Raw genomic sequence first — 18,336 nt, forward strand, 5'->3', positions numbered from 1 at the left:
CTTCTGCAGTGAACTGTGAAAAGCGTGCTCAGGGATTCCGTCGGCCGGCGCCCGGCTGGCACCGGCCGGCGACTGCGAACTATTCGGTGTCGATACTGCTCATCTCTGTCGTACGACGACGAAGTCCGCGAGCGCGACGAGCTGTGCGCGGACCTGCTCCGGCATGTGGATCTCGTCCAGTGCGGCGATGGCGGTGGCGTGCTGGCGGCGGGCCTCCTGAGAGGTCCACTCACGGCCGCCGGCCTCCTCGATGAGGGCCGCACGGGAGGCGAACTCTTCCTCGGTGAAGTCGGCAATCTCGGTCTCGCTCTTCTTCGCGTCGGCCGCCAGGATCTGGGCGAGACGCTCGGATGCCGGGCCACCGGCCGCCAGCGCGGCGACGACCGGGAGCGACTTCTTGCGCTGACGCAGATCGCTCCAGGTCTTCTTGCCGGTGGCCTCCGGGTCGCCCCAGATGCCGAGCAGGTCGTCCACGGCCTGGAAGGCGAGGCCGAGGTGGTAGCCGTACTTCTCCAGGGTGTCCGCGGTGCGGTCGTCGGCGCCGCCCAGGACCGCGCCGATGGAGACGGCACAGGCCAGCAGGGCGCCGGTCTTGTTGCCCTCCATCTCCAGGCACTCCTCGACGGTGACCCGCTCGCGGTGCTCGTAGGAGATGTCCTGGGCCTGGCCGTCGATCAGCTTACGGGTGGCCAGGGTGAGCCGGCGGGTGGCTCGGCCGGCGTCGACCGTGCCGAGCTCCAGCAGTATTTCGTTGGCGAGGGCGAACAGCGCGTCGCCGACGAGGATGGCCTGCGCGGGGCCGTGCACCTTCCAGACGGTGTCGCGGTGCCTGCGCTGCTCGTCGCCGTCCATGAGGTCGTCGTGCAGCAGCGAGAAGTTGTGCACCAGCTCGACGGCGACCGCGCCGGGGATACCGACCTCGGGGGCCGCGCCGGCGGCCTCGGCCGACAGCAGGGCGAGCGCGGGCCGTACCGCCTTGCCGCTGTCCCCCGCGGTGGGGTGGCCCTCGGCGTCGATCCAGCCGAAGTGGTAGGCGGCGACGGTGTCCATGGGAGGAGCGAGCCGGTCCACGGCGGCACGCAGCACGGGGGTGGCGAGTGTCCGCCCGCGCTCCAGCAGCGCGGTGACGCCCTCGGTGTCGATAGCTGGGGAAGCCGGATTCACGGTTTCTCCTCTGTTTCCGACGCTCGTGCTCGTGCGAGCGCTCGTACTCGTAGTCATGCCGCCTCCTGAGGCAACTGGCCCTGGGGGAAGCCGAGTTCGTTGAGTGCCTCGCGAGCGGCGGCAGTGCCGCTGCGAACAGCGCTTTCCATGGTCGCGGGCCACCCGGTGGCGGTCCACGCACCGGCCAGGAACAGGCCGGGAGCTTGGGTGCGGGCGGCGGGGCGGAGCCTGCCGACGCCCGGGGCGGGCGCAAAGGTCGCGGTGCGCTCGCGGGTGACGAAGAAGTCGCGGATCCTGGCGCCGCGGGCGGCGGGCAGCAGCCGCTCCAGCTCGGGCAGGTAGCGGGCGCGGAGCTTGGCGACCGGCTGGTCGATCTCCTCCTGCGCGGCGGACTGCGAGACCGCCAGATACTGGCAGCGCTCGTTCCCTGCGACGCGGGTCAGCCCGGAGGCGTCGGTGCGGTCGAAGACCCACTGGACCGGCGAGCCGACCGCGGCGAAGAAGGGGCGGCGCAGCACCTTGCGGTCGTAGACGACATGGAGGTTGAGGATCGGGGCGGTGCCGATGTCCAGCAGCCGGTCCTTGCCGTCCAGCGCCCCGTCGGGCAGCAGGCCGTGCGCCTCGCGCTGCGGTACGGCGAGGACGACGGTGTCCGCGGTGAGCTGCTCGGTGCCGTCCGGACCGTTCTCCACCGACACCTGCCAGCCGTCGTCCCGGCGGGTGACCGCTCCGGCGCGGGTGCGCAGGGCGATGCGTACACCGGCCTTCTCCAGGGCCGTGCGGGCGAGGGTGTCGTGGACGTCACCGAGCGGGACGCGGGACCAGCCGATGTCGGCGGCGCCGGGGGCGGACAGCAGCCCGGTCTTGAAGACCTTGGCGGCCAGACCCATCGAGGTGTCACCGGCACGGGCGTTGAGGGTCGCGATGCCGACCAGATCCCACAGCGCCTCGATCGCGCGGGCCGACTGGCCGTACCGGCGCAGCCAGCTGCCGAAGTCCGTCCCGTCCAGCACGGGGTCGGCCGGGTCGAGGCCCTTGAGCGCGAGGGTGGCCCGCGCGACCCCGGCCCGCTCGGCGAGGGAGAGGTGCGGGTAGCCGGCGAGGCTCCCGGCGAGGTGCAGCGGGACGGGCAGCGCGGTGCGGCGCAGCCGGCCGAGCCGCATCCGGTCGGCATCCAGGACCGGGACGTCCATCCGCTCCTGGAGGGGCACCAGATCCGTGGCGCCGATCCGCTCCAGCAGCTCGCTGTAGGCGGTGCAGCAGCGCAGGTAGACGTGCTGGCCGTTGTCGACACTCAGCTCACCGGCGGCGCTGTCGCGGCGGAACGAGAAGACCAGGCCGCCGAGGCGGGGCCGGCCCTCGACCAGGGTGACCCGCAGCCCCGCGTCGGCCAGTGCGAGCGCCGCGGTCGTGCCCGCGAGACCGCCCCCGATGACCACCGCAGCCGCCCCTTCGGGACGGCCGGGCGGCAGGTCACGGCGCCGGCCTGGCCGGGTGACTCCCGATGTCATGTGATCTCCCCCTGTACTCCTGTTACGGACGCAGCCGCCCGGGGGAGGGTTGCCCGCCTCGCTGACGCGGGATCACCACTGTCGTTCGCCGCCCGGCACATCATCCGCGCCTCCGGACGGCCTGCCGGCGGCCGATCGCCCGCGCGTCGAGCCCGGACAGTCCGCGCACCGCGACAAAGGCCTTCTCCCGGCCGGGCAGGGAGACCCGGCCGCGCAGCACCGCCTCGGGGTCGGCGGCGATCCGCGTCAGCAGCCGGTGGTAGATGCCGGCCATCGCGGCGACACAGGCACCGCTGCGCCGGTCGAGCATCGGCAGCAGCTGGAAGCCCTCGGCGAACAGCGCGCGGGCCCGCTTCACCTCGAAGTGCACCAGGCCGGTGAAGTCCGAGCCGGGCGGCGGTACGGGACGCCCGAAGCCGGCCGCGCAGCCGAACTTGGCGAGGTCCTCGGCGGGCAGATAGGTACGCCCGTTGCCGGCGTCCTCGCGAACGTCCCTGAGAATGTTGGTCAGTTGGAGCGCGAGGCCGAGGGTGTCGGCGTACTCGGAGGCGCGCTCGGCGTCCGGCGCACCCGGGACCGTGCCGAACACGCCCAGCGAGAGCCGGCCGATGGCACCGGCGACGCAGCGGCAGTAGACCTTCAGCTCGTCCCAGGTCTCATAGGTCTCGCCGCGCACGTCCATCAGCACGCCGTCGATCAGCTCGTCGAGACCCTCCAGCGGCAGCGGGAAGCGGCGGGCGGCGTCGGACAGCGCGACGGCGACCGGGTCGGTGTCGTCCTCGTCGATCCGGCCGTCCTTGACGCGGGCCAGCAGCGCCCGGGTGTCCTCCAGGCGCCCCTGCTTGGCGGCGGGCTCCAGGGTGCCGTCGCCGATGTCGTCGATCCGGCGGGAGAAGGCGTAGAGCGCCGACATGGCCTGCCGCTTGTCGGTCGGCAGCAGCCGGATGCCATAGGCGAAGTTGCGTGCCTGCTGCCCGGTGATGGCCTCGCAGTAGCGATACGCAGCGAGCACCGGCGCGGACGCGTGTGCAGTTGCCTCCACGGTCCGACTCACCCCTCTCTTCGCAATGTCGCCCTTACCTCGCGCAGCAGGCTGAGCTTGGTCGGCTTGGGCGGTCCAGGGAGTACGTCGTGATCGGCGGCCGCGACCGCCTGGAGTGCAGCGCGTCCGCCGGCCACGAATCCGGCCAGCAGCAGCTTGAGTCTGCCGTGGACGCTACCCACCAGCGGGGTGCCTTCATTCAGCAGCTCACGGGCGCGTTCCGCCTCGTAGGCGATCAGTGCGCGCACCGATGCGCCCCCGCTCGGCGCGGCCAGATCCGCCTCGGTGACACCAAATCGTTTCAGGTCCTCGGCAGGGAGGTAGATACGGTCCCGCCCGAGGTCCTCGGCCACGTCCTGGACGTGTTCGACGATCTGCAGGGCGGTGCAGACCGCGTCCGAGCGACGGATGCGCTCGGGGCTCGCGGTGCCGGTGATACCGAGGACGAGCCGGCCGACGGGGTTGGCCGACAGCTCGCAGTAGGCGACCAGGTCGTCGTAGGTGCCGTAGCGGCTCACCCGCTGGTCCTGCCGGTTGGCCTCGATCAGTGCGAGGAACGGCTCGGGGGTCAGCGCGCAGCGGCGGACGGTCGGGCCGAGCCGGCGCAGCAGCGGATGCCGGGGGCCGGGGGCCCGGTCGCTGAAGACGCGGTGGAGGTCCGCCTCCAGTGCGTCCAGCAAGGCCGCCCGGTCTCCCCCACTCTCGGCTGCGCTCGAGCGGGGGGTGCCCCCATCTTGTGCGCGGTCCAGTCCGAGGAGTACGGCATCGCCGCCGCCGGGTGCGAGATCGCCGTCACCGATGTCGTCGACGAGCCGGGCGAAGCCGTAGACGGCCATCAGATCGGTCCGCCAGGCGCGGGGCAGGAAGAACGGTGCGACCGGGAAATTCTCGTGTGCGGCCTGATCGAGCACGGTGCGCGTCTGCTCCCGCCCGTCACCCGCCGTCCCCCTTCGGAGGAAGGCGCGACGCGCCTGCTCGTTGTCTCGGCTCACCGGGGGCTGCCCGGCGCATTTCGGTGCCGGAGCGAACCAGTAGCCATTGCCGTCACGTCTCCCGTTCTACACCGCCAAGCTAAAACATCCTATTTCGGACACGCCGCAGCAGGCGACGCGCCCGATCGGGTCCACATCGCCCGCCTGGGTGAGCATTGCCCGACATGTACCACTTGTGCTGTTCGGTACCCGGTACAGCTTACGTCGTACGTCTCACCCACGTCCGAGCGGGTCCCGAAGCATGAGACAACGATCCGTTCAACGTCCTTTAAGTCCGAACTGTTCCCGGAACTGCCGGAGTTGACCGTTCCTCACGCTCGAAGGCCTCCACGAGGCGGACTCGTGGAGGCCTTCGAGCGCGGAGCGGACTACTTGCCCGTCTCCTTTTCGTACGCCTTGATGACTTCGTCCGTCGGGCCGTCCATCAGCAGCTCACCGCGCTCCAGCCACAGGACCCGGTCGCAGGTGTCGCGGATCGACTTGTTGTTGTGGCTGACGAGGAAGACCGTGCCGGCTTCCTTGCGCAGCTCGCGGATGCGGGCCTCGGAGCGCTTCTGGAAGCTGCGGTCGCCGGTGGCCAGCGCCTCGTCGATCATCAGCACATCGTGGTCCTTGGCCGCGGCGATGGAGAACCGCAGCCGGGCCGCCATACCGGAGGAGTAGGTGCGCATCGGCAGCGAGATGAAGTCGCCCTTCTCGTTGATACCGGAGAAGTCGACGATGCCCTCATAACGCTCACGGACCTGCTCGCGGCTCATCCCCATCGCCAGACCACCGAGAATCACGTTCCGCTCGCCGGTCAGATCGTTCATCAGGGCCGCGTTGACACCCAGCAGCGAGGGCTGACCGTGCGTGTAGACCTTGCCGCGCTCCGCGGGCAGCAGCCCGGCAACCGCCTTGAGCAGCGTCGACTTGCCCGAACCGTTGGAACCGATCAGCCCGATCGACTCACCCCGGTAAGCGGTGAAGGAGACCCCCTTGACCGCATGCACCTCACGCACCCCGGAGGAGGGCCTGCGGCGCACGATGCGGTTGAGCGCCGCGGTGGCACTGCCCTTGCCCGCGCCCGTGCCGTACACCCGGTAGACGATGTGCAGATCGTCCGCGATCACGGTGGGAATCCGCGCCTCGGCCGCCTCGGTCGGCTGGACGCCGTTGTTCTGCTCAGCCACGTCCGTACCGCTCCTCAGCCTTCCAGAAATACACAAAGCCCACGACGCCCATCAGCAGCGCCCAGCCCCCGGCGTACGCCCACACATGCGGGGGCAGCTTGTTCGCGGTGAAGCTGTCGATCAGCGCGAAGCGCATCAGGTCGATGTAGATGGCCGCCGGGTTGGCGTTGAGCAGCCACTCCACGAACGCGGGGACCTGCTTGTCCTTGAGGATCAGGTCGATGCTGAACATCACGCCGGACGCATACATCCACGTCCGCATGATGAACGGCATCAGCTGCGCCAGGTCCGGGGTCTTGGAACCCAGCCGGGCCATCACCATCGCCAGACCGGTGTTGAACATGAACTGCAGCGCCAGCGCCGGGATGACCAGCAGCCACGACCAGGTCGGCAGCTGCCCGAAGCCCAGCAGGATGACCAGCAGCACACCCATCGAGAACACCAGCTGCTGCAGCTGCATCAGGCAGAACGAGATCGGCAGGCAGGCTCGCGGGAAGTGCAGCGCGCGCACCAGGCCCAGGTTGCCCGAGATCGACTTCGTACCGGCCATCACCGAGCTCTGGGTGAAGGTGAAGATGAAGACACCGGTCACCAGGAACGGGACGAAGTCGGGGACGCCGTTCCGGGTACCGATCAGCAGACCGAAGATCAAGTAGTAGACGAGCGCGTTCAGCAGTGGCGTCGCCACCTGCCACACCTGGCCCAGCTTGGCCTGGCTGTACTGCGCCGTCATCTTGGCGCTGGCAAAAGCGGAGATGAAGTGCCGCCGGTCCCACAGCTGCCGGACGTACGCCGGAAGACCGGGACGGGCCCCGCTCTGCGAGAGCCCGTACTTCTGGGCCCGCTGAGCAGGAGTGAGTCCTTCGTCGGAAGATGGCGGGGCACTCATGGCGACCGCACTGTCGTGCGTGGTCTCGCTCACAGTTGACACTTTCGTCCTCAAGGTGCGCTGCCGGGGCCACGCCCCGGTTCGCGCCTGATGCTCTCAGATACGAGCTTGTCAGATGACGGGAGGGCGGCCCAGTCGGGTCAGTCGCCAAACGGTAGCCCACTTCATGGGGCGCCTGGGACCGCACGGCGTGACCCAGCCCTCCTTGAAGCCACCCAGCCAGGCCCGCAGTGCCGGTCGCGACGGCCGGCGGGCGAGGGTGAGCAGGAGCCAGACACCGAGATAGACCGGAACCAGCGGGGCGGGCAGGTTGCGGCGGGCCAGCCACACACGGTTACGGGCCACCATCCGGTGGTAGACCGCATGCCGGGCCGGTGCCGTCGTCGGGTGGAAGAGGACCATGTCCGACCGGTAGTCGATCTGCCAGCCCGCATCCAGTGCCCGCCAGGCCAGATCGGTCTCCTCATGGGCGTAGAAGAAGTCGTCGGGCAGCCCGCCGACCTCCTCGAAGACATGTGTACGGACCGCGTTCGCACCACCGAGGAACGTGGTGACCCGCGACGACCGCATCGGGTCCGAGGCGCGCAGCCGCGGGACGTGCCGACGCTGGGTCTCGCCGGTGTCCGGGTCCGCGATCCGGAAGCTGATGATGCCCAGCTCGGGGTCAGCGGCGAAGGCCTCGCGGCACAGCTCGGCGGTGTCCTCCCTGGCCAGGAGTCCGTCGTCGTCGAGGAAAAGCAGACCGTCGACGTCACTGCCGCCGGGCCCGAAGGCCTCGATGCCGACATTGCGGCCGGCCGGGATGCCGACGTTCTCCGGCAGCTCGACGGTCCGTACGCCGTCGGGGAGCTCGGGCAGCGGCGAACCGTTGCCGACCACGACGATCTCGATCGGGTCGCCGTTCTGCTTGGCGACCGAGTCCAGCAGCGCGCGCAGCTCCTCGGGGCGGTTGCCCATGGTCAGGACAACCGCACCGAGTCGCATTCGGGACGCCCCCGTCACTTGAGCCTGCTTGAGGCGAGGATGGACACGAGGTGGAGCAGGGTCTGGACGAGCGCGATGCCGGCGAGCACGGCGACGCCGAGACGTGAGAAGAACAGGTCGCCCCGGATCGTGTCCAGGACCGCCAGAACCAGGATCAGCAGGGACGCCTCGATCCCGAGGATGAGCCGGTGGAACTTCAGCGCCCCGGCCGCCTTACGGGCCAGCGCCATCCCGGAGGACCGCGGCTCGGAGGCCGCCTCCTTGACCGGCGGCAGCCCGCCCTGGTGCCGGGCCACGCCGACGAGGTCGGTCTCGGCCTTGATCAGGATGGCGCCGAGGGCGGCGAGGGTGCCGAGGAAGGCCCACAGCCAGTCGATCCGGCCGGAGCCCCACAGGTCGGCGGCGCGCAGGCCGAAGCCGACCAGGACCGCGGCGTCGCACAGGTAGGCGCCGACCCGGTCCAGGTACACGCCGCCGAGCGAGAACTGCTTCTTCCAGCGGGCGACCTCGCCGTCGACACAGTCGAGCAGCAGGTACAGCTGGACCATCAGCACGCCGAGCACGGCGCCCGCGATCCCCGGCACCAGCAGCGCCGGGGCGGCGAGGACGCCGAAGACGGTCATCAGGTAGGTCAGCTGGTTGGGCGTGACCTTCGTGTTCACCAGGTGCCGGTCGATGCGCAAGGAGATCTCGCGCATGTAGAGGCGACCGCCCCAGTGCTCACCGCTGCGCCGGTCCTTGACACCCTCGGGGTGCACGACCGGGCGGAGTTCAGCTACTGACGGCTTGTGCATAGTCGGCGTAAGCGTCCCTGATCTGGTCGGTGGACAGGTCGAGGTGCTCCAGGATGGTGTAGCGCCCCGGGCGGGTCTTGGGTGCGTACTCGACGGCCTGGACGAACTCCTCGTCGGTGAAGCCGATCTCGCCCGGCGTGACCGGCAGACCGTGCCGGCGCAGCACCTCGACCATCAGGTCCCGGGTCTCCTTGTCCCCGCGCAGATGCGTGGCGAAGGCGGCGCCGAGGCCGCACTGCTCGCCGTGGCTCGCCGCGCGCTTGGGGAAGAGGATGTCGAGCGCATGGTTGATCTCGTGGCAGGCGCCGGACGCCGGGCGGCTGTCGCCGGCCACCGACATCGAGATGCCGGTGAGGACCAGACCCTCGGCGAGCACCTGGAGGAAGGAGTCGTCGCCGACGCCGCCCGGGTGCCGGAGCACGGCCTCGCCGGCCTGGCGTGCCATGGCGGCGGCCAGTCCGTCGATCGTCTCTCCGGTCTCCCGGTGGGCGAGCTCCCAGTCCGCGACCGCGGAGATGTTGGAGATCGCGTCGCCGATGCCGGAGCGGACGAACCGGACCGGGGCCTCGCGGATGATGTCGAGGTCGATCACCACGGCGATCGGGTTCGGCACACCGTAGGAGCCGCGGCCCGCGTCGTTGTCCAGAGTGGCGACCGGCGAGCACAGGCCGTCGTGCGACAGGTTCGTCGCGACGGCGACCAGCGGCAGGCCGATCCGCGCTGCGGCGAACTTGGCACAATCGATGATCTTGCCGCCGCCCAGGCCCACGACCGCGTCGTAGTGCCCCTTCTTCATGGCGTCGGCAAGCTTGATCGCATCGTCCAGGGTGCCGCCGCCGACCTCGTACCACTCGGCGCCGGGCAGCGCGGGGGCCAGCCGCTCGCGCAGCCGCGCCCCCGAGCCGCCGCTGATCGCGATGGCGAGCTTGCCGGACGCGGAGATGCGCTGATCGGCCAGCAGGCCCGCCAGGTCGTCCAGGGCGCCGGCGTTGATGTCAACGACGACCGGGGACGGGATGAGGCGGGTCAGTACTGGCATGCGATGTCACGGCCCTTCGCCAGGTCGTCGTGGTTGTCGATCTCGACCCACTTGACGTCGCCGATCGGGGCCACGTCCACCTTGAAGCCGCGGTTGACGAGCTCCTGGTAGCCGTCCTCGTAGTAGAGGTCGGGGTCCCGCTCGAAGGTGGTCTTCAGGGCGTCGGCCAGCTCCTCGGCCGCCGAACCCTCGATGAGGGTGACGCCGATGTACTCACCGGTCGCCTCGGCCGGGTCCATCAGCTTGGTGATCTTCTGGACGCCCTTGGCGGGGTCCACGATGACCTTCATCTCCTCGTCGGCGAGCTGCTTGACGGTGTCCAGCGCGAGGATGATCTTCTGACCGTTGCCGCGGGCGGCGAGCAGGGTCTTCTCGACGGAGACCGGGTGCACGGTGTCGCCGTTGGCGAGGATCACATCGTGCTTGATGGCGTCACGGCCGCACCACAGGGAGTAGGCGTTGTTCCACTCCTCGGCCTTGTCGTTGTCGATGAGGGTGAGCTTGAGGCCGTACTTCTGCTCCAGGGCGTCCTTGCGCTCGTAGACGGCTTCCTTGCGGTAGCCGACGATGATCGCGACCTCGGTCAGGCCGATCTCGGCGAAGTTACCGAGGGTCAGGTCGAGGATGGTCGTGTCCCCGTCGACCGGCACCAGAGCCTTGGGCAGGGTGTCGGTGTAGGGGCGCAGACGCCGTCCGGCGCCGGCAGCCAGCACGAGGCCGATCATGCGGGTTCTCCTTCATCGTGTACGGCGGGTGCTTGGGAGGACACCCAGAAGCGGATGCTCTCGATGAGCACCAGCAGCGCCAGGGCCACAGCAAGGGCCGTCAGCGCGATTGTGAAACCTGAGGGGGACAGCGCGGCGGCGAGGACGGTGATCACAAGGATCCGTCCCTCATGTCCGCCGGTCGCCCGGACCAGCCACCGCGGCGGTGCTCCGGTGCCACCACGGATGCGGTAGACCGTGTCGTAGTGATGGTAGGCGACCGCCGCGACCAGCCCGAACGCCGCGGGCAGCGCTCCGGGGACGTCCACGCGGGCGGCCAGCACCAGGATGGTGACGTACTCACCGGCCCGGAAGAAGGGCGGAACCAGCCAGTCGAGGGCGCCCTTGAGCGGCCGGGCGACGGCCGCTCCGGCCAGCAGCGCGGAGCAGACGGCGACGCCGACGGTGAGCCAGGACGTGGGGTCGTCCTCGGCGAGCACCCAGACCAGCAGCACGGCGGCTGAGAGAAATGCCATGACGGGTGCCAGGAAGGACCCGGTCCGGCCGCGGCCCCGGGCGCTGCGGGCGATCAGCTCGGCGAGCGGCCCGGAGTCGGCGAGGTCGGCCAGCGCCTGGGCGGCGCGGTCGGTGCGCCGGGCTGGGGGTCCCCCCGGCGATAGCGAACGCAGCACCCGGCCTGCCGTGGTGTAGCAGGCGGCCAGCGCACAGCCGATGAGCAGGGCGTAGAAGACGATGCGCGGGGTGGTCAGCGCGGTGAGCACCGCGATCATGGCCCAGCGTTCGCCGATCGGCAGCACGATCATCCGGCGCACCCAGACCGTCCAGCCGACGCTGTCGAGCTTGCCGGAGAGGGCGGCGGTGGGGCTGGTGTTGGCGGTGGCGTCGTGGTTCGCCTCGTTGAAGGAGAAGTCGACGACATGGCGGCAGGTCATCAGGACCATTGCGCCGAGCGCCAGCGCCCAGACGTCGTCCCCGCCGCGGGCCGCGCCCAGGGCGAGGCCCGCGTAGTACGCGTACTCCTTGGCCCGGTCGAAGGTGGCGTCGAGCCAGGCGCCCATCGTCGAGTACTGCAGGGAGTAGCGGGCGAGCTGCCCGTCGGTGCAGTCCAGGACGAAGGAGAACAGCAGCAGGAAGCCGGCGGCGACGAAGCCGCCACGGGTTCCGGTGGCCGCGCAGCCGGCCGCGATCAGCGCGGTGAGCAGCGACGCGGTGGTGACCTGGTTGGGGGTGAGCCCGCGCCGCGCGCACCAGCGGGCGAGGTAGCGGGAGTACGGGCTGATGCCGTACGTCGTGAAGAACCCGTCGCGGGACTTCACGGCGGTGCGCAGCCGTACGGCCTCGTCGTCGACGGCGGCGACGGCCTCCCGTGCGTCCTCGCGCTGCGCCGGGGTGAGCGCGACGGTGGCGACCAGGCTGCCCAGCTCGACGCGGTGCAGACCGGCCTCGTCGCGGTCCAGGGACTCGGTGAGGGTGTCGGTGAGGACGTCCGTGAGGTGAGCGGTGCCGGCGCCGACCGGGATCCTGCCGACCGCGCGGGCCAGCGCGGCGCGGGCCGCGGGCTGCACGGTGAGCGCGCCGGGCACCGCCGCGGCCGGGAAGCGGGGGTCGGTCAGCGCCAGCCGCAGGGCGTGCAGATGGCCGACGAAGCGGGGGTCGACGACGGCGACCCGCTCCTGGGCGGGCACCGCGTTGATCAGCTCGGCGGCGACCGCGGGATCGTTCGCCGTGCGGACGTCAAAACCCAGCGTGCGCAGGTCGGCTTCGAGCGGCGACCCGGCGACCGGCGGACCGGTGAGGATGGCGGTCGACAGACGAACTCACTCCTTGGATGCTGACAAGGCAGCGCCGGTCGGTCCGCATTCGATACGAACTACCCGGGCAGCGGGCGTGGCACACCTCGCCCCTGGGAGGGCCGGGTGGCACGTCGGCAGAGGCTATCGGATCGCCGGATGCGGCCGTTCACCGCGCATTCACCGCACGATCGAGTGACCGACGGCTGCGCCTGCCGCGATCATCATGGTGGATCGGACGGCGCATGAACAACTGGCCGGGGAGCCCAGGACCCGATCCGGTGCCGGTTATGAGAGGGCTGGTCACGGGGCGGGCGGGTTGTGCCGGGGACGGTGTGGTGAGAGCCATCCCAGGTCCGGGGGCGGTCGCCGGCCACGGGTTCCGGCACCGCGCCGCGCGGCACCCGCCGCGTCGGGGACGGAGCGCGCGACGGCGGGTGTGGACCATCTCACGGCGGGCGCGCTCGCTGACCGGCGCGCTGGCATGTGGCGCCGCGCACCCACTGTGCCGGTGATGCGGACCCGGCTAGGGCAGACTTGGCGTCGAAGACCGACGACAAGGATGGGCATGCCGATCACACCTGCCAACGGACAGACCGCCGGGGACCCGGCGGTGAGCACACCGGACGGCACCGCCGAACCGATCATGCTGGAGCTGGTCGACGAGGACGGTACGACGATCGGCACCGCGGAGAAGCTCGCGGCCCACCAGCCCCCCGGGCAGCTGCACCGGGCCTTCTCGGTCTTCCTCTTCGACGAGAAGGGCCGGCTGCTGCTGCAGCGCCGGGCGTTGGGGAAGTACCACTCCCCCGGTGTGTGGTCCAACACCTGCTGCGGACATCCGTACCCCGGCGAGGCGCCGTTCGCGGCCGCCGCCCGCCGGACCGCGGAGGAGCTGGGCCTGGCGCCCTCGCTGCTGGCCGAGGCCGGTACGGTCCGCTACAACCACCCCGACCCGGCGTCCGGCCTCGTGGAGCAGGAGTACAACCACCTGTTCGTCGGGCTGGTGCGGGCCGAGCCGGCGCCCGACCCCGAGGAGATCGGCGAGACCGCCTTCGTGACGCCGGAGGAGCTGGCCGAGCGGCATGCCGAGGCACCGTTCTCCGCATGGTTCATGACCGTGCTGGATGCGGCGCGGCCGGCGGTGCGCGAGCTCACAGGAGGAGCGGCGGGCTGGTAACCGGCGGGGTGAGCGGCAGCTCGGCCCAGATGGCCTTGCCGCCGTTCCTCGTGTGCTCGACCCCGCATTTGCCGCCCACCTCCGCGGTGAGCGTCTTGACCAGCCACAGTCCGCGGCCGCCGAGATCACCCTGGTCCGCCTCCAGTGCCTTGGGGCGGTAGGGGTGGTCGTCCTCGACCGCGACCCGTAGCCAGTTCGCCCCGAGGGTGACCTGTACGGCGATCTGGGGCGAGAGCAGGGCGGCGTGCCGGACGGCGTTGGTGACGAGTTCGGAGACGATGAGCAGCAGGCCGTCCATGATCGCGGCGGCGACGGGCACACACTGTTCGGCGAGCAGATCCCGGACCGCGTGCCGTGCCTGCGGCACCGAGGCCTCCAGTGCCGGGGCGGTGAACCGCCAGACACCTTCGTACGCGAGCGGGGAGGTCAGCTCTTCGGGGGGTTCTGCAGGGGGTCCGGAAGGCATCCTCACAGGAAGAGTGTTGGGAATGCATTGGTCCGGACCGGCCCGCTGAACATAAGTCAGCACCTATCGACGTCTTATGGCCGATTCCGAGTGGTTGGCGCGGCCCGGAGACCGGACCTGTTCCCTTTGTGCCGCGTTCGCGGACTGCCGCGCAGGGACCGCCGTACGGTCCGCGGGCCACGCAGAAAGCAGGCCCGATGCCTGAGCACCGGACCTGCCGTTCTGTCTTCAGTAGCGGGGACAGGATTTGAACCTGCGACCTCTGGGTTATGAGCCCAGCGAGCTACCGAGCTGCTCCACCCCGCGTCGGTGAACACCACAGTACGGGTCGGCGGCCCCAGGGCCAAATCGATAATCGCCACGGGTGGCGCGGGCCGCCGGTCCCGGTGTCCTCACACCGCCCGGTCGGCGATCCGTCCGCCGTCGACCTCGATACGGCGGGTGGTGTGCACCGCGTCGAGCATCCGGCGGTCGTGTGTGACCAGCAGCAGAGTTCCCGGATAAGAGGCGAGCGCGGACTCCAGCTGTTCGATGGCGGGCAGATCGAGATGGTTGGTCGGCTCGTCCAGGACGAGGAGGTTGACCCCACGGCCCTGGAGGAGGGCCAGCGCGGCCCGGGTCCGCTCCCCCGGCGAAAGCGTGCGCGCCGGGCGCAGCACATGCGCCGCCTTCAGCCCGAACTTCGCGAGCAGGGTGCGCACATCGGCGGGCGACAGATCCGGTACGGAGGCCCGGAAGGCGTCCATCAGCGGATCGTCGCCGAAGAACAGCCCGCGTGCCTGGTCGACCTCGCCGACCACCACCCCGGGGCCGAGCGCCGCCTGGCCGGCGTCCAGCGGGAGCCGGCCGAGGAGGGCGGCGAGCAGAGTGGACTTGCCGGAGCCGTTGGGGCCCGTGATGGCGACCCGGTCCGCCCAGTCGATCTGCAGGTCCACCGGGCCGAAGCGGAAGTCGCCGCGCCGGACCCCGGCACCGCGCAGGGTGGCCACGACCGCGCCGGCCCGGGGCGCGGCGGCGATCTCCATCCGCAGCTCCCACTCCTTGCGCGGCTCCTCGACGACATCGAGACGCTCGATCAGGCGCTGGGTCTGCTTGGCCTTGGCGGCCTGCTTCTCGGTGGACTCCACCCGGGCCTTGCGGCCGATCTTGTCGTTGTCCGGGGCCTTGCGGCGGGCGTTCTTGACGCCCTTCTCCATCCAGTTGCGCTGGGTGTGCGCGCGGGTCTCCAGAGCGGCCTTGGTGTCGGCGTACTCCTCGTACTGCTCCCGCGCATGGCGCCGGGCCCGCTCACGCTCCTCCAGGTAGGAGGTGTAGCCGCCGCCGTAGGTGTTGACCTGCTGCTGGGCCAGGTCGAGTTCGACGACGCGGGTAACCGTGCGGGTCAGGAACTCACGGTCGTGGCTGACCAGGACGGTGCCGGCGCGCAGCCCGGTGACGAAGGATTCCAGCCGGCCGAGGCCGTCCAGGTCGAGGTCGTTGGTCGGCTCGTCCAGCAGGAAGATGTCGTACCGGGACAGCAGCAGGGAGGCGAGCGAGGCGCGGGCGGCCTGGCCGCCGGAGAGCGTGGTCATCGGCTGGTCGAGGCCGATGGTCAGGCCGAGCTGGGCGGCGGTCTCCTCGGCGCGTTCGTCGAGGTCGGCGGCGCCCAGTGACAGCCAGCGCTCCAGCGCGGTGGCGTAGGCGTCGTCCGCGCCGGGCCGCTCCTCGACCAGCGCCTGGGTGGCGGTGTCCAGGGCGAGCTGGGCGTCGGTGACGCCGGTGCGACGGGCGAGGAAGGCGCGTACGGTCTCTCCGGGACGGCGGTCGGGCTCCTGGGGGAGATGGCCGACGGTGGCGGTGGGCGGGCTGAGGGCGAGCGAGCCCTCCTCCGGGGTGTCCAGGCCGGCCAGCAGGCGCAGCAGCGTGGACTTGCCCGCCCCGTTGGCGCCGACGAGGCCGATCACATCCCCGGGGGCGACGACCAGATCGAGGCCGGAGAACAGGACGCGCTCGCCGTGGCCGGCGGCGAGGTCTTTGGCGACGAGAGTTGCTGACATCAGACCGCCGATCGTATCCGGCCGGGCCCCGGCGGTCGCTCTAATATCCGGGGCATGGAACCCGGTCTGAAGACACATGTCAGCGACGGCACAGCGACCGTCACCATCAGCAATACCGGCAAGCGGAATGCGATGACGGTGCGGATGTGGCGGGATCTGCCGCCGCTGCTGGAGCGGCTGGCGGGCGATCGCGCCGTCCGGTCGCTGGTGCTGACCGGCGAGGGCGGGACCTTCTGCGCGGGCGCCGACATCGGGGCGCTGCGCGAGGGGGCCGCCGAGTCGCAGGGCCTGGCGGTGGCGGCCGAGGAGGCGCTGGCGGCGTTCCCCGGGCCGACGCTGGCGGCGATACGCGGCTACTGCGTGGGGGGCGGCGCCCAGTTGGCGGCCGCCTGTGATCTGCGGTTCGCGGAGGAGGGCGCGATGTTCGGGGTGACACCGGCCAAGCTCGCGGTGGCCTATCCGGCGTCCGCCACCCGGCGGCTGGTCCGGCTGGTCGGGCTCTCCGCCGCCAAGTACCTGCTGTTCTCCGGGGAGTTGATCGACTGTGCGCGGGCTCTGCGGACGGGCCTGGTGGACGAGGTGCTGGCCGAGGGGGAGCTGGGCAAGCGGGTGGCGGAGTTCTCCGCCGTTCTCGCGAGCCGGTCGCTGCTGACCCAGACCGCGGCGAAGGAGCTGGCCAACGGGACCTGGGACGTTCCGCCTGCCGAGGCCGAGGAGCGCGGCGCGTACTGGGCCGCGCAGGCGCGCGCGAGCGGCGACACCGCGGAGGGTGCCGCCGCCTTCCTGGAGCGCAGGGCGCCGCGCTTCACCTGGCCCACGGGCTGAGGCCGCGGGCCAGGGGTGGCGGCGGCCGGTCCGCCCCTACTCCTCGCCCGTCAGCACGAACCGGCTGAGCCCCCGCAGCGCCGCGACGACCTCGGCCGGGGCCTTGTCCGGGGAGCCCGCGTCGTAGGGCGGCAGGGGGTCGTACTCGATGCCGAGCTGGATCGTCTGCGCCGCGGTGTCCCCGGCGATCCGTCCGGCCAGCGTCAGCCCCATGTCGATACCGGCCGAGACGCCGGCCGCCGTGACGTACTTGCCGTCGAAGACGACCCGCTCGCCGGTCGGCTCGGCGCCGAGGCCGGGCAGCTGGTCCAGGGCCAGCCAGTGGGAGGTCGCCCGGCGCCCCTCGAGCAGACCGGCGGCGCCCAGGATCAGCGAGCCGGTGCACACCGAGGTGGTCCAGGTGGTGTGGGCGTCCACGGCGCGGATCCACTCCTGCAGCGGGCCGTCCGTCATGTGCGCGAGCTGCCCCGGGCCGCCCGGTACGACGAGGATGTCCGGCTCGGTGACCTCGGCGAGCGTGGCGTCGGCGACCAGCCCGAGCGACCCGAGGTCGCTGCGGTACGGGCCGGTGCGCTCGCCGACGAACACCGCCTCCGCTCCCGGCAGCCGGCTGAGGGTTTCGTAGGGGCCGATGGCGTCCAGCGTGGTGAAGCGGTCGTAGAGAAGGATCGCGAGCTGCATGTCCGGTTCCTGTCGTCGGTGGGTGGTGCCGGCGCCGTGGGTACGTGGCGGCCGGCGCGGTTCAGGCTGTGGGTACGGGTGGTCCGGCGGGCTGGAAGCGGCGGCGGTATTCGGCCGGGGAGCCGCCCAGGACGCGGAGGAAGGCGCGGCGCATCGCCTCGGGGGTGCCGTAGCCGCAGCGGCGCGCCACCTGCTCGATGCCGTCGGCGGTGTCCTCCAGGCACCGGCGGGCGGCCTCCAGCCGGACCCGGTCGACATAGCGACCCGGTGTCATGCCGGTCTCCTCGCGGAACGCCCGGGCGAAGTGCCGCGGGGAGAGCCTCGCGCGCTCCGCGAGGGCGTCGACGGAGAGGTCCGCCTCCGGGTGCTCGGTGATCCACTGCTGGACGTCGCGCAGCGGCCGGCGCTGTGCCGTCTGGGCGGCGAGCTGGGCACTGAACTGGGTCTGGTTGCCCGGCCGCCGCAGAAAGACGACCAGGTGCCGGGCGATGGTCAGCGCGAGATCCCGGCCGAGGTCCTCCTCCACCAGGGCCAGCGCCAGGTCGATACCGGCGGTCACGCCCGCGGAGGTGGCCAGGTCGCCGTCCCGTACATAGATCGGTTCGGGTTCGACCCGGACCTCGGGGAAGCGCTCGGCGAGGGTGCCGCAGAGCATCCAGTGGGTGGTCGCCCGGCGTCCGTCCAGCAGCCCGGCCTCGGCCAGCAGCAGCGCTCCGCTGCACACCGAGACCTTCCGGCGGGCGCGGGGGGCGTGGTCGCGCAGCCAGTCGATCAGCCGGGGGTCGGGGATACGGGTGCCCTGGCCGCCGGGGACCAGCAGGGTGTGCGGCGTCGCTGCGGCGGTGAGTGCGAGGTCGGGAACGAGCGTCAGCCCGCTGGTCGTGCGGACCGGGGCGCCGTCAAGACTGGCGGTGCGGATCCGGTAGGCGCCCGGCATCGCCTGGGCCGCACCGTTGAAGACATCGACCGGTCCGCAGACGTCAAGGGCCTGCACACCGTCGAAGAGAACGACGAGCACATCGCGCTGTTCCATGCCGTCCATCCTG

General features: G+C 71.2%; 17 protein-coding genes and 1 tRNA gene. 2 read left to right on the forward strand and 16 right to left on the reverse strand.

All coding sequences use genetic code 11. The annotated features are described in order from the left end of the window. Positions 1-99: 99 nt before the first annotated feature. The 11 genes from SLV14N_RS06195 to SLV14N_RS06245 all read right to left on the reverse strand — a co-directional run bounded on the left by SLV14N_RS06195 (position 100) and on the right by SLV14N_RS06245 (position 12,123). Complete coding sequence (locus SLV14N_RS06195) at positions 100-1,164, reverse strand: polyprenyl synthetase family protein (protein WP_176740841.1); 1,065 nt, start codon at positions 1,162-1,164, stop codon at positions 100-102. A 53-nt stretch (positions 1,165-1,217) separates the two neighbouring features. Next, the gene (gene hpnE / locus SLV14N_RS06200) at positions 1,218-2,675 is read right to left on the reverse strand and encodes a hydroxysqualene dehydroxylase HpnE (RefSeq protein ID WP_259670151.1); all 1,458 of its coding nucleotides are present in this window, start codon (positions 2,673-2,675) and stop codon (positions 1,218-1,220) included. 100 nt (positions 2,676-2,775) lie between these two features. Beyond that, positions 2,776-3,717, reverse strand: coding sequence for a presqualene diphosphate synthase HpnD (gene hpnD / locus SLV14N_RS06205; protein WP_026169417.1), 942 nt, complete (start codon positions 3,715-3,717; stop codon positions 2,776-2,778). Positions 3,718-3,725: 8 nt separating this feature from the next. Then, on the reverse strand, positions 3,726-4,628 hold the full coding sequence (gene hpnC / locus SLV14N_RS06210; protein WP_263273036.1) for a squalene synthase HpnC: 903 nt from the start codon (positions 4,626-4,628) through the stop codon (positions 3,726-3,728). 449 nt (positions 4,629-5,077) lie between these two features. Continuing rightward, a complete protein-coding gene (locus SLV14N_RS06215; protein ID WP_263268489.1) occupies positions 5,078-5,881 on the reverse strand; it encodes an ABC transporter ATP-binding protein in 804 nt (267 codons plus the stop codon). Continuing rightward, positions 5,874-6,803 (reverse strand): ABC transporter permease, encoded by a 930-nt coding sequence (locus SLV14N_RS06220; protein ID WP_263268491.1) that lies wholly within the window; start codon positions 6,801-6,803, stop codon positions 5,874-5,876. The genes SLV14N_RS06215 and SLV14N_RS06220 overlap by 8 nt, the downstream gene beginning before the upstream one ends. Before the next feature lie 78 nt (positions 6,804-6,881). Then, positions 6,882-7,754 carry a glycosyltransferase family 2 protein gene (locus SLV14N_RS06225; RefSeq protein WP_018090625.1) on the reverse strand — a complete coding sequence of 291 codons (873 nt, stop codon included), beginning with the start codon at positions 7,752-7,754 and terminating at the stop codon, positions 6,882-6,884. 14 nt (positions 7,755-7,768) lie between these two features. Beyond that, positions 7,769-8,548 carry a CDP-alcohol phosphatidyltransferase family protein gene (locus tag SLV14N_RS06230; protein WP_051104169.1) on the reverse strand — a complete coding sequence of 260 codons (780 nt, stop codon included), beginning with the start codon at positions 8,546-8,548 and terminating at the stop codon, positions 7,769-7,771. Further along, entirely contained in the window at positions 8,526-9,587 is a 1,062-nt protein-coding gene (locus tag SLV14N_RS06235; protein WP_018090623.1) for an iron-containing alcohol dehydrogenase family protein, read from the reverse strand. The genes SLV14N_RS06230 and SLV14N_RS06235 overlap by 23 nt, the downstream gene beginning before the upstream one ends. Then, positions 9,575-10,312 (reverse strand): sugar phosphate nucleotidyltransferase, encoded by a 738-nt coding sequence (locus SLV14N_RS06240; RefSeq protein ID WP_208680119.1) that lies wholly within the window; start codon positions 10,310-10,312, stop codon positions 9,575-9,577. The genes SLV14N_RS06235 and SLV14N_RS06240 overlap by 13 nt, the downstream gene beginning before the upstream one ends. Further along, positions 10,309-12,123: a CDP-alcohol phosphatidyltransferase family protein gene (locus SLV14N_RS06245; protein ID WP_263273037.1), complete on the reverse strand. Its 1,815-nt coding sequence runs from the start codon at positions 12,121-12,123 to the stop codon at positions 10,309-10,311. The genes SLV14N_RS06240 and SLV14N_RS06245 overlap by 4 nt, the downstream gene beginning before the upstream one ends. 547 nt (positions 12,124-12,670) lie before the next feature. Between SLV14N_RS06245 and idi the strand changes: the two genes are divergently transcribed. After that, positions 12,671-13,282, forward strand: a complete 612-nt coding sequence (idi, locus tag SLV14N_RS06250; protein WP_093645504.1) for an isopentenyl-diphosphate Delta-isomerase — start codon at positions 12,671-12,673, stop codon at positions 13,280-13,282. Here the strand turns inward: idi and SLV14N_RS06255 are convergent. The 3 genes from SLV14N_RS06255 to SLV14N_RS06265 all read right to left on the reverse strand — a co-directional run bounded on the left by SLV14N_RS06255 (position 13,257) and on the right by SLV14N_RS06265 (position 15,784). Beyond that, positions 13,257-13,748 carry an ATP-binding protein gene (locus SLV14N_RS06255; protein WP_208680120.1) on the reverse strand — a complete coding sequence of 164 codons (492 nt, stop codon included), beginning with the start codon at positions 13,746-13,748 and terminating at the stop codon, positions 13,257-13,259. The two genes, idi and SLV14N_RS06255, sit on opposite strands and share 26 nt — an antisense overlap. A gap of 232 nt (positions 13,749-13,980) precedes the next feature. After that, positions 13,981-14,054: transfer RNA gene (locus SLV14N_RS06260), tRNA-Met, on the reverse strand. An 86-nt stretch (positions 14,055-14,140) separates the two neighbouring features. Continuing rightward, on the reverse strand, positions 14,141-15,784 hold the full coding sequence (locus SLV14N_RS06265) for an ABC-F family ATP-binding cassette domain-containing protein (protein ID WP_263268497.1): 1,644 nt from the start codon (positions 15,782-15,784) through the stop codon (positions 14,141-14,143). A 54-nt stretch (positions 15,785-15,838) separates the two neighbouring features. On the opposite strand from SLV14N_RS06265, the gene SLV14N_RS06270 reads away from it, so the two are divergent. Beyond that, positions 15,839-16,609: an enoyl-CoA hydratase/isomerase family protein gene (locus tag SLV14N_RS06270; protein ID WP_208680122.1), complete on the forward strand. Its 771-nt coding sequence runs from the start codon at positions 15,839-15,841 to the stop codon at positions 16,607-16,609. A 36-nt stretch (positions 16,610-16,645) separates the two neighbouring features. On the opposite strand, the gene SLV14N_RS06275 is transcribed toward SLV14N_RS06270, so the two are convergent. Beyond that, positions 16,646-17,290, reverse strand: a complete 645-nt coding sequence (locus tag SLV14N_RS06275) for a DJ-1/PfpI family protein (RefSeq protein WP_263268499.1) — start codon at positions 17,288-17,290, stop codon at positions 16,646-16,648. Between the two features lie 61 nt (positions 17,291-17,351). Next, the gene (locus SLV14N_RS06280) at positions 17,352-18,323 is read right to left on the reverse strand and encodes a GlxA family transcriptional regulator (protein WP_263268501.1); all 972 of its coding nucleotides are present in this window, start codon (positions 18,321-18,323) and stop codon (positions 17,352-17,354) included. Positions 18,324-18,336 lie beyond the last annotated feature (13 nt).

The sequence above is a fragment of the Streptomyces sp. Je 1-4 4N24 genome, assembly GCF_026239515.1.
Classification (GTDB): Bacteria; Actinomycetota; Actinomycetes; order Streptomycetales; family Streptomycetaceae; genus Streptomyces; species Streptomyces nigrescens.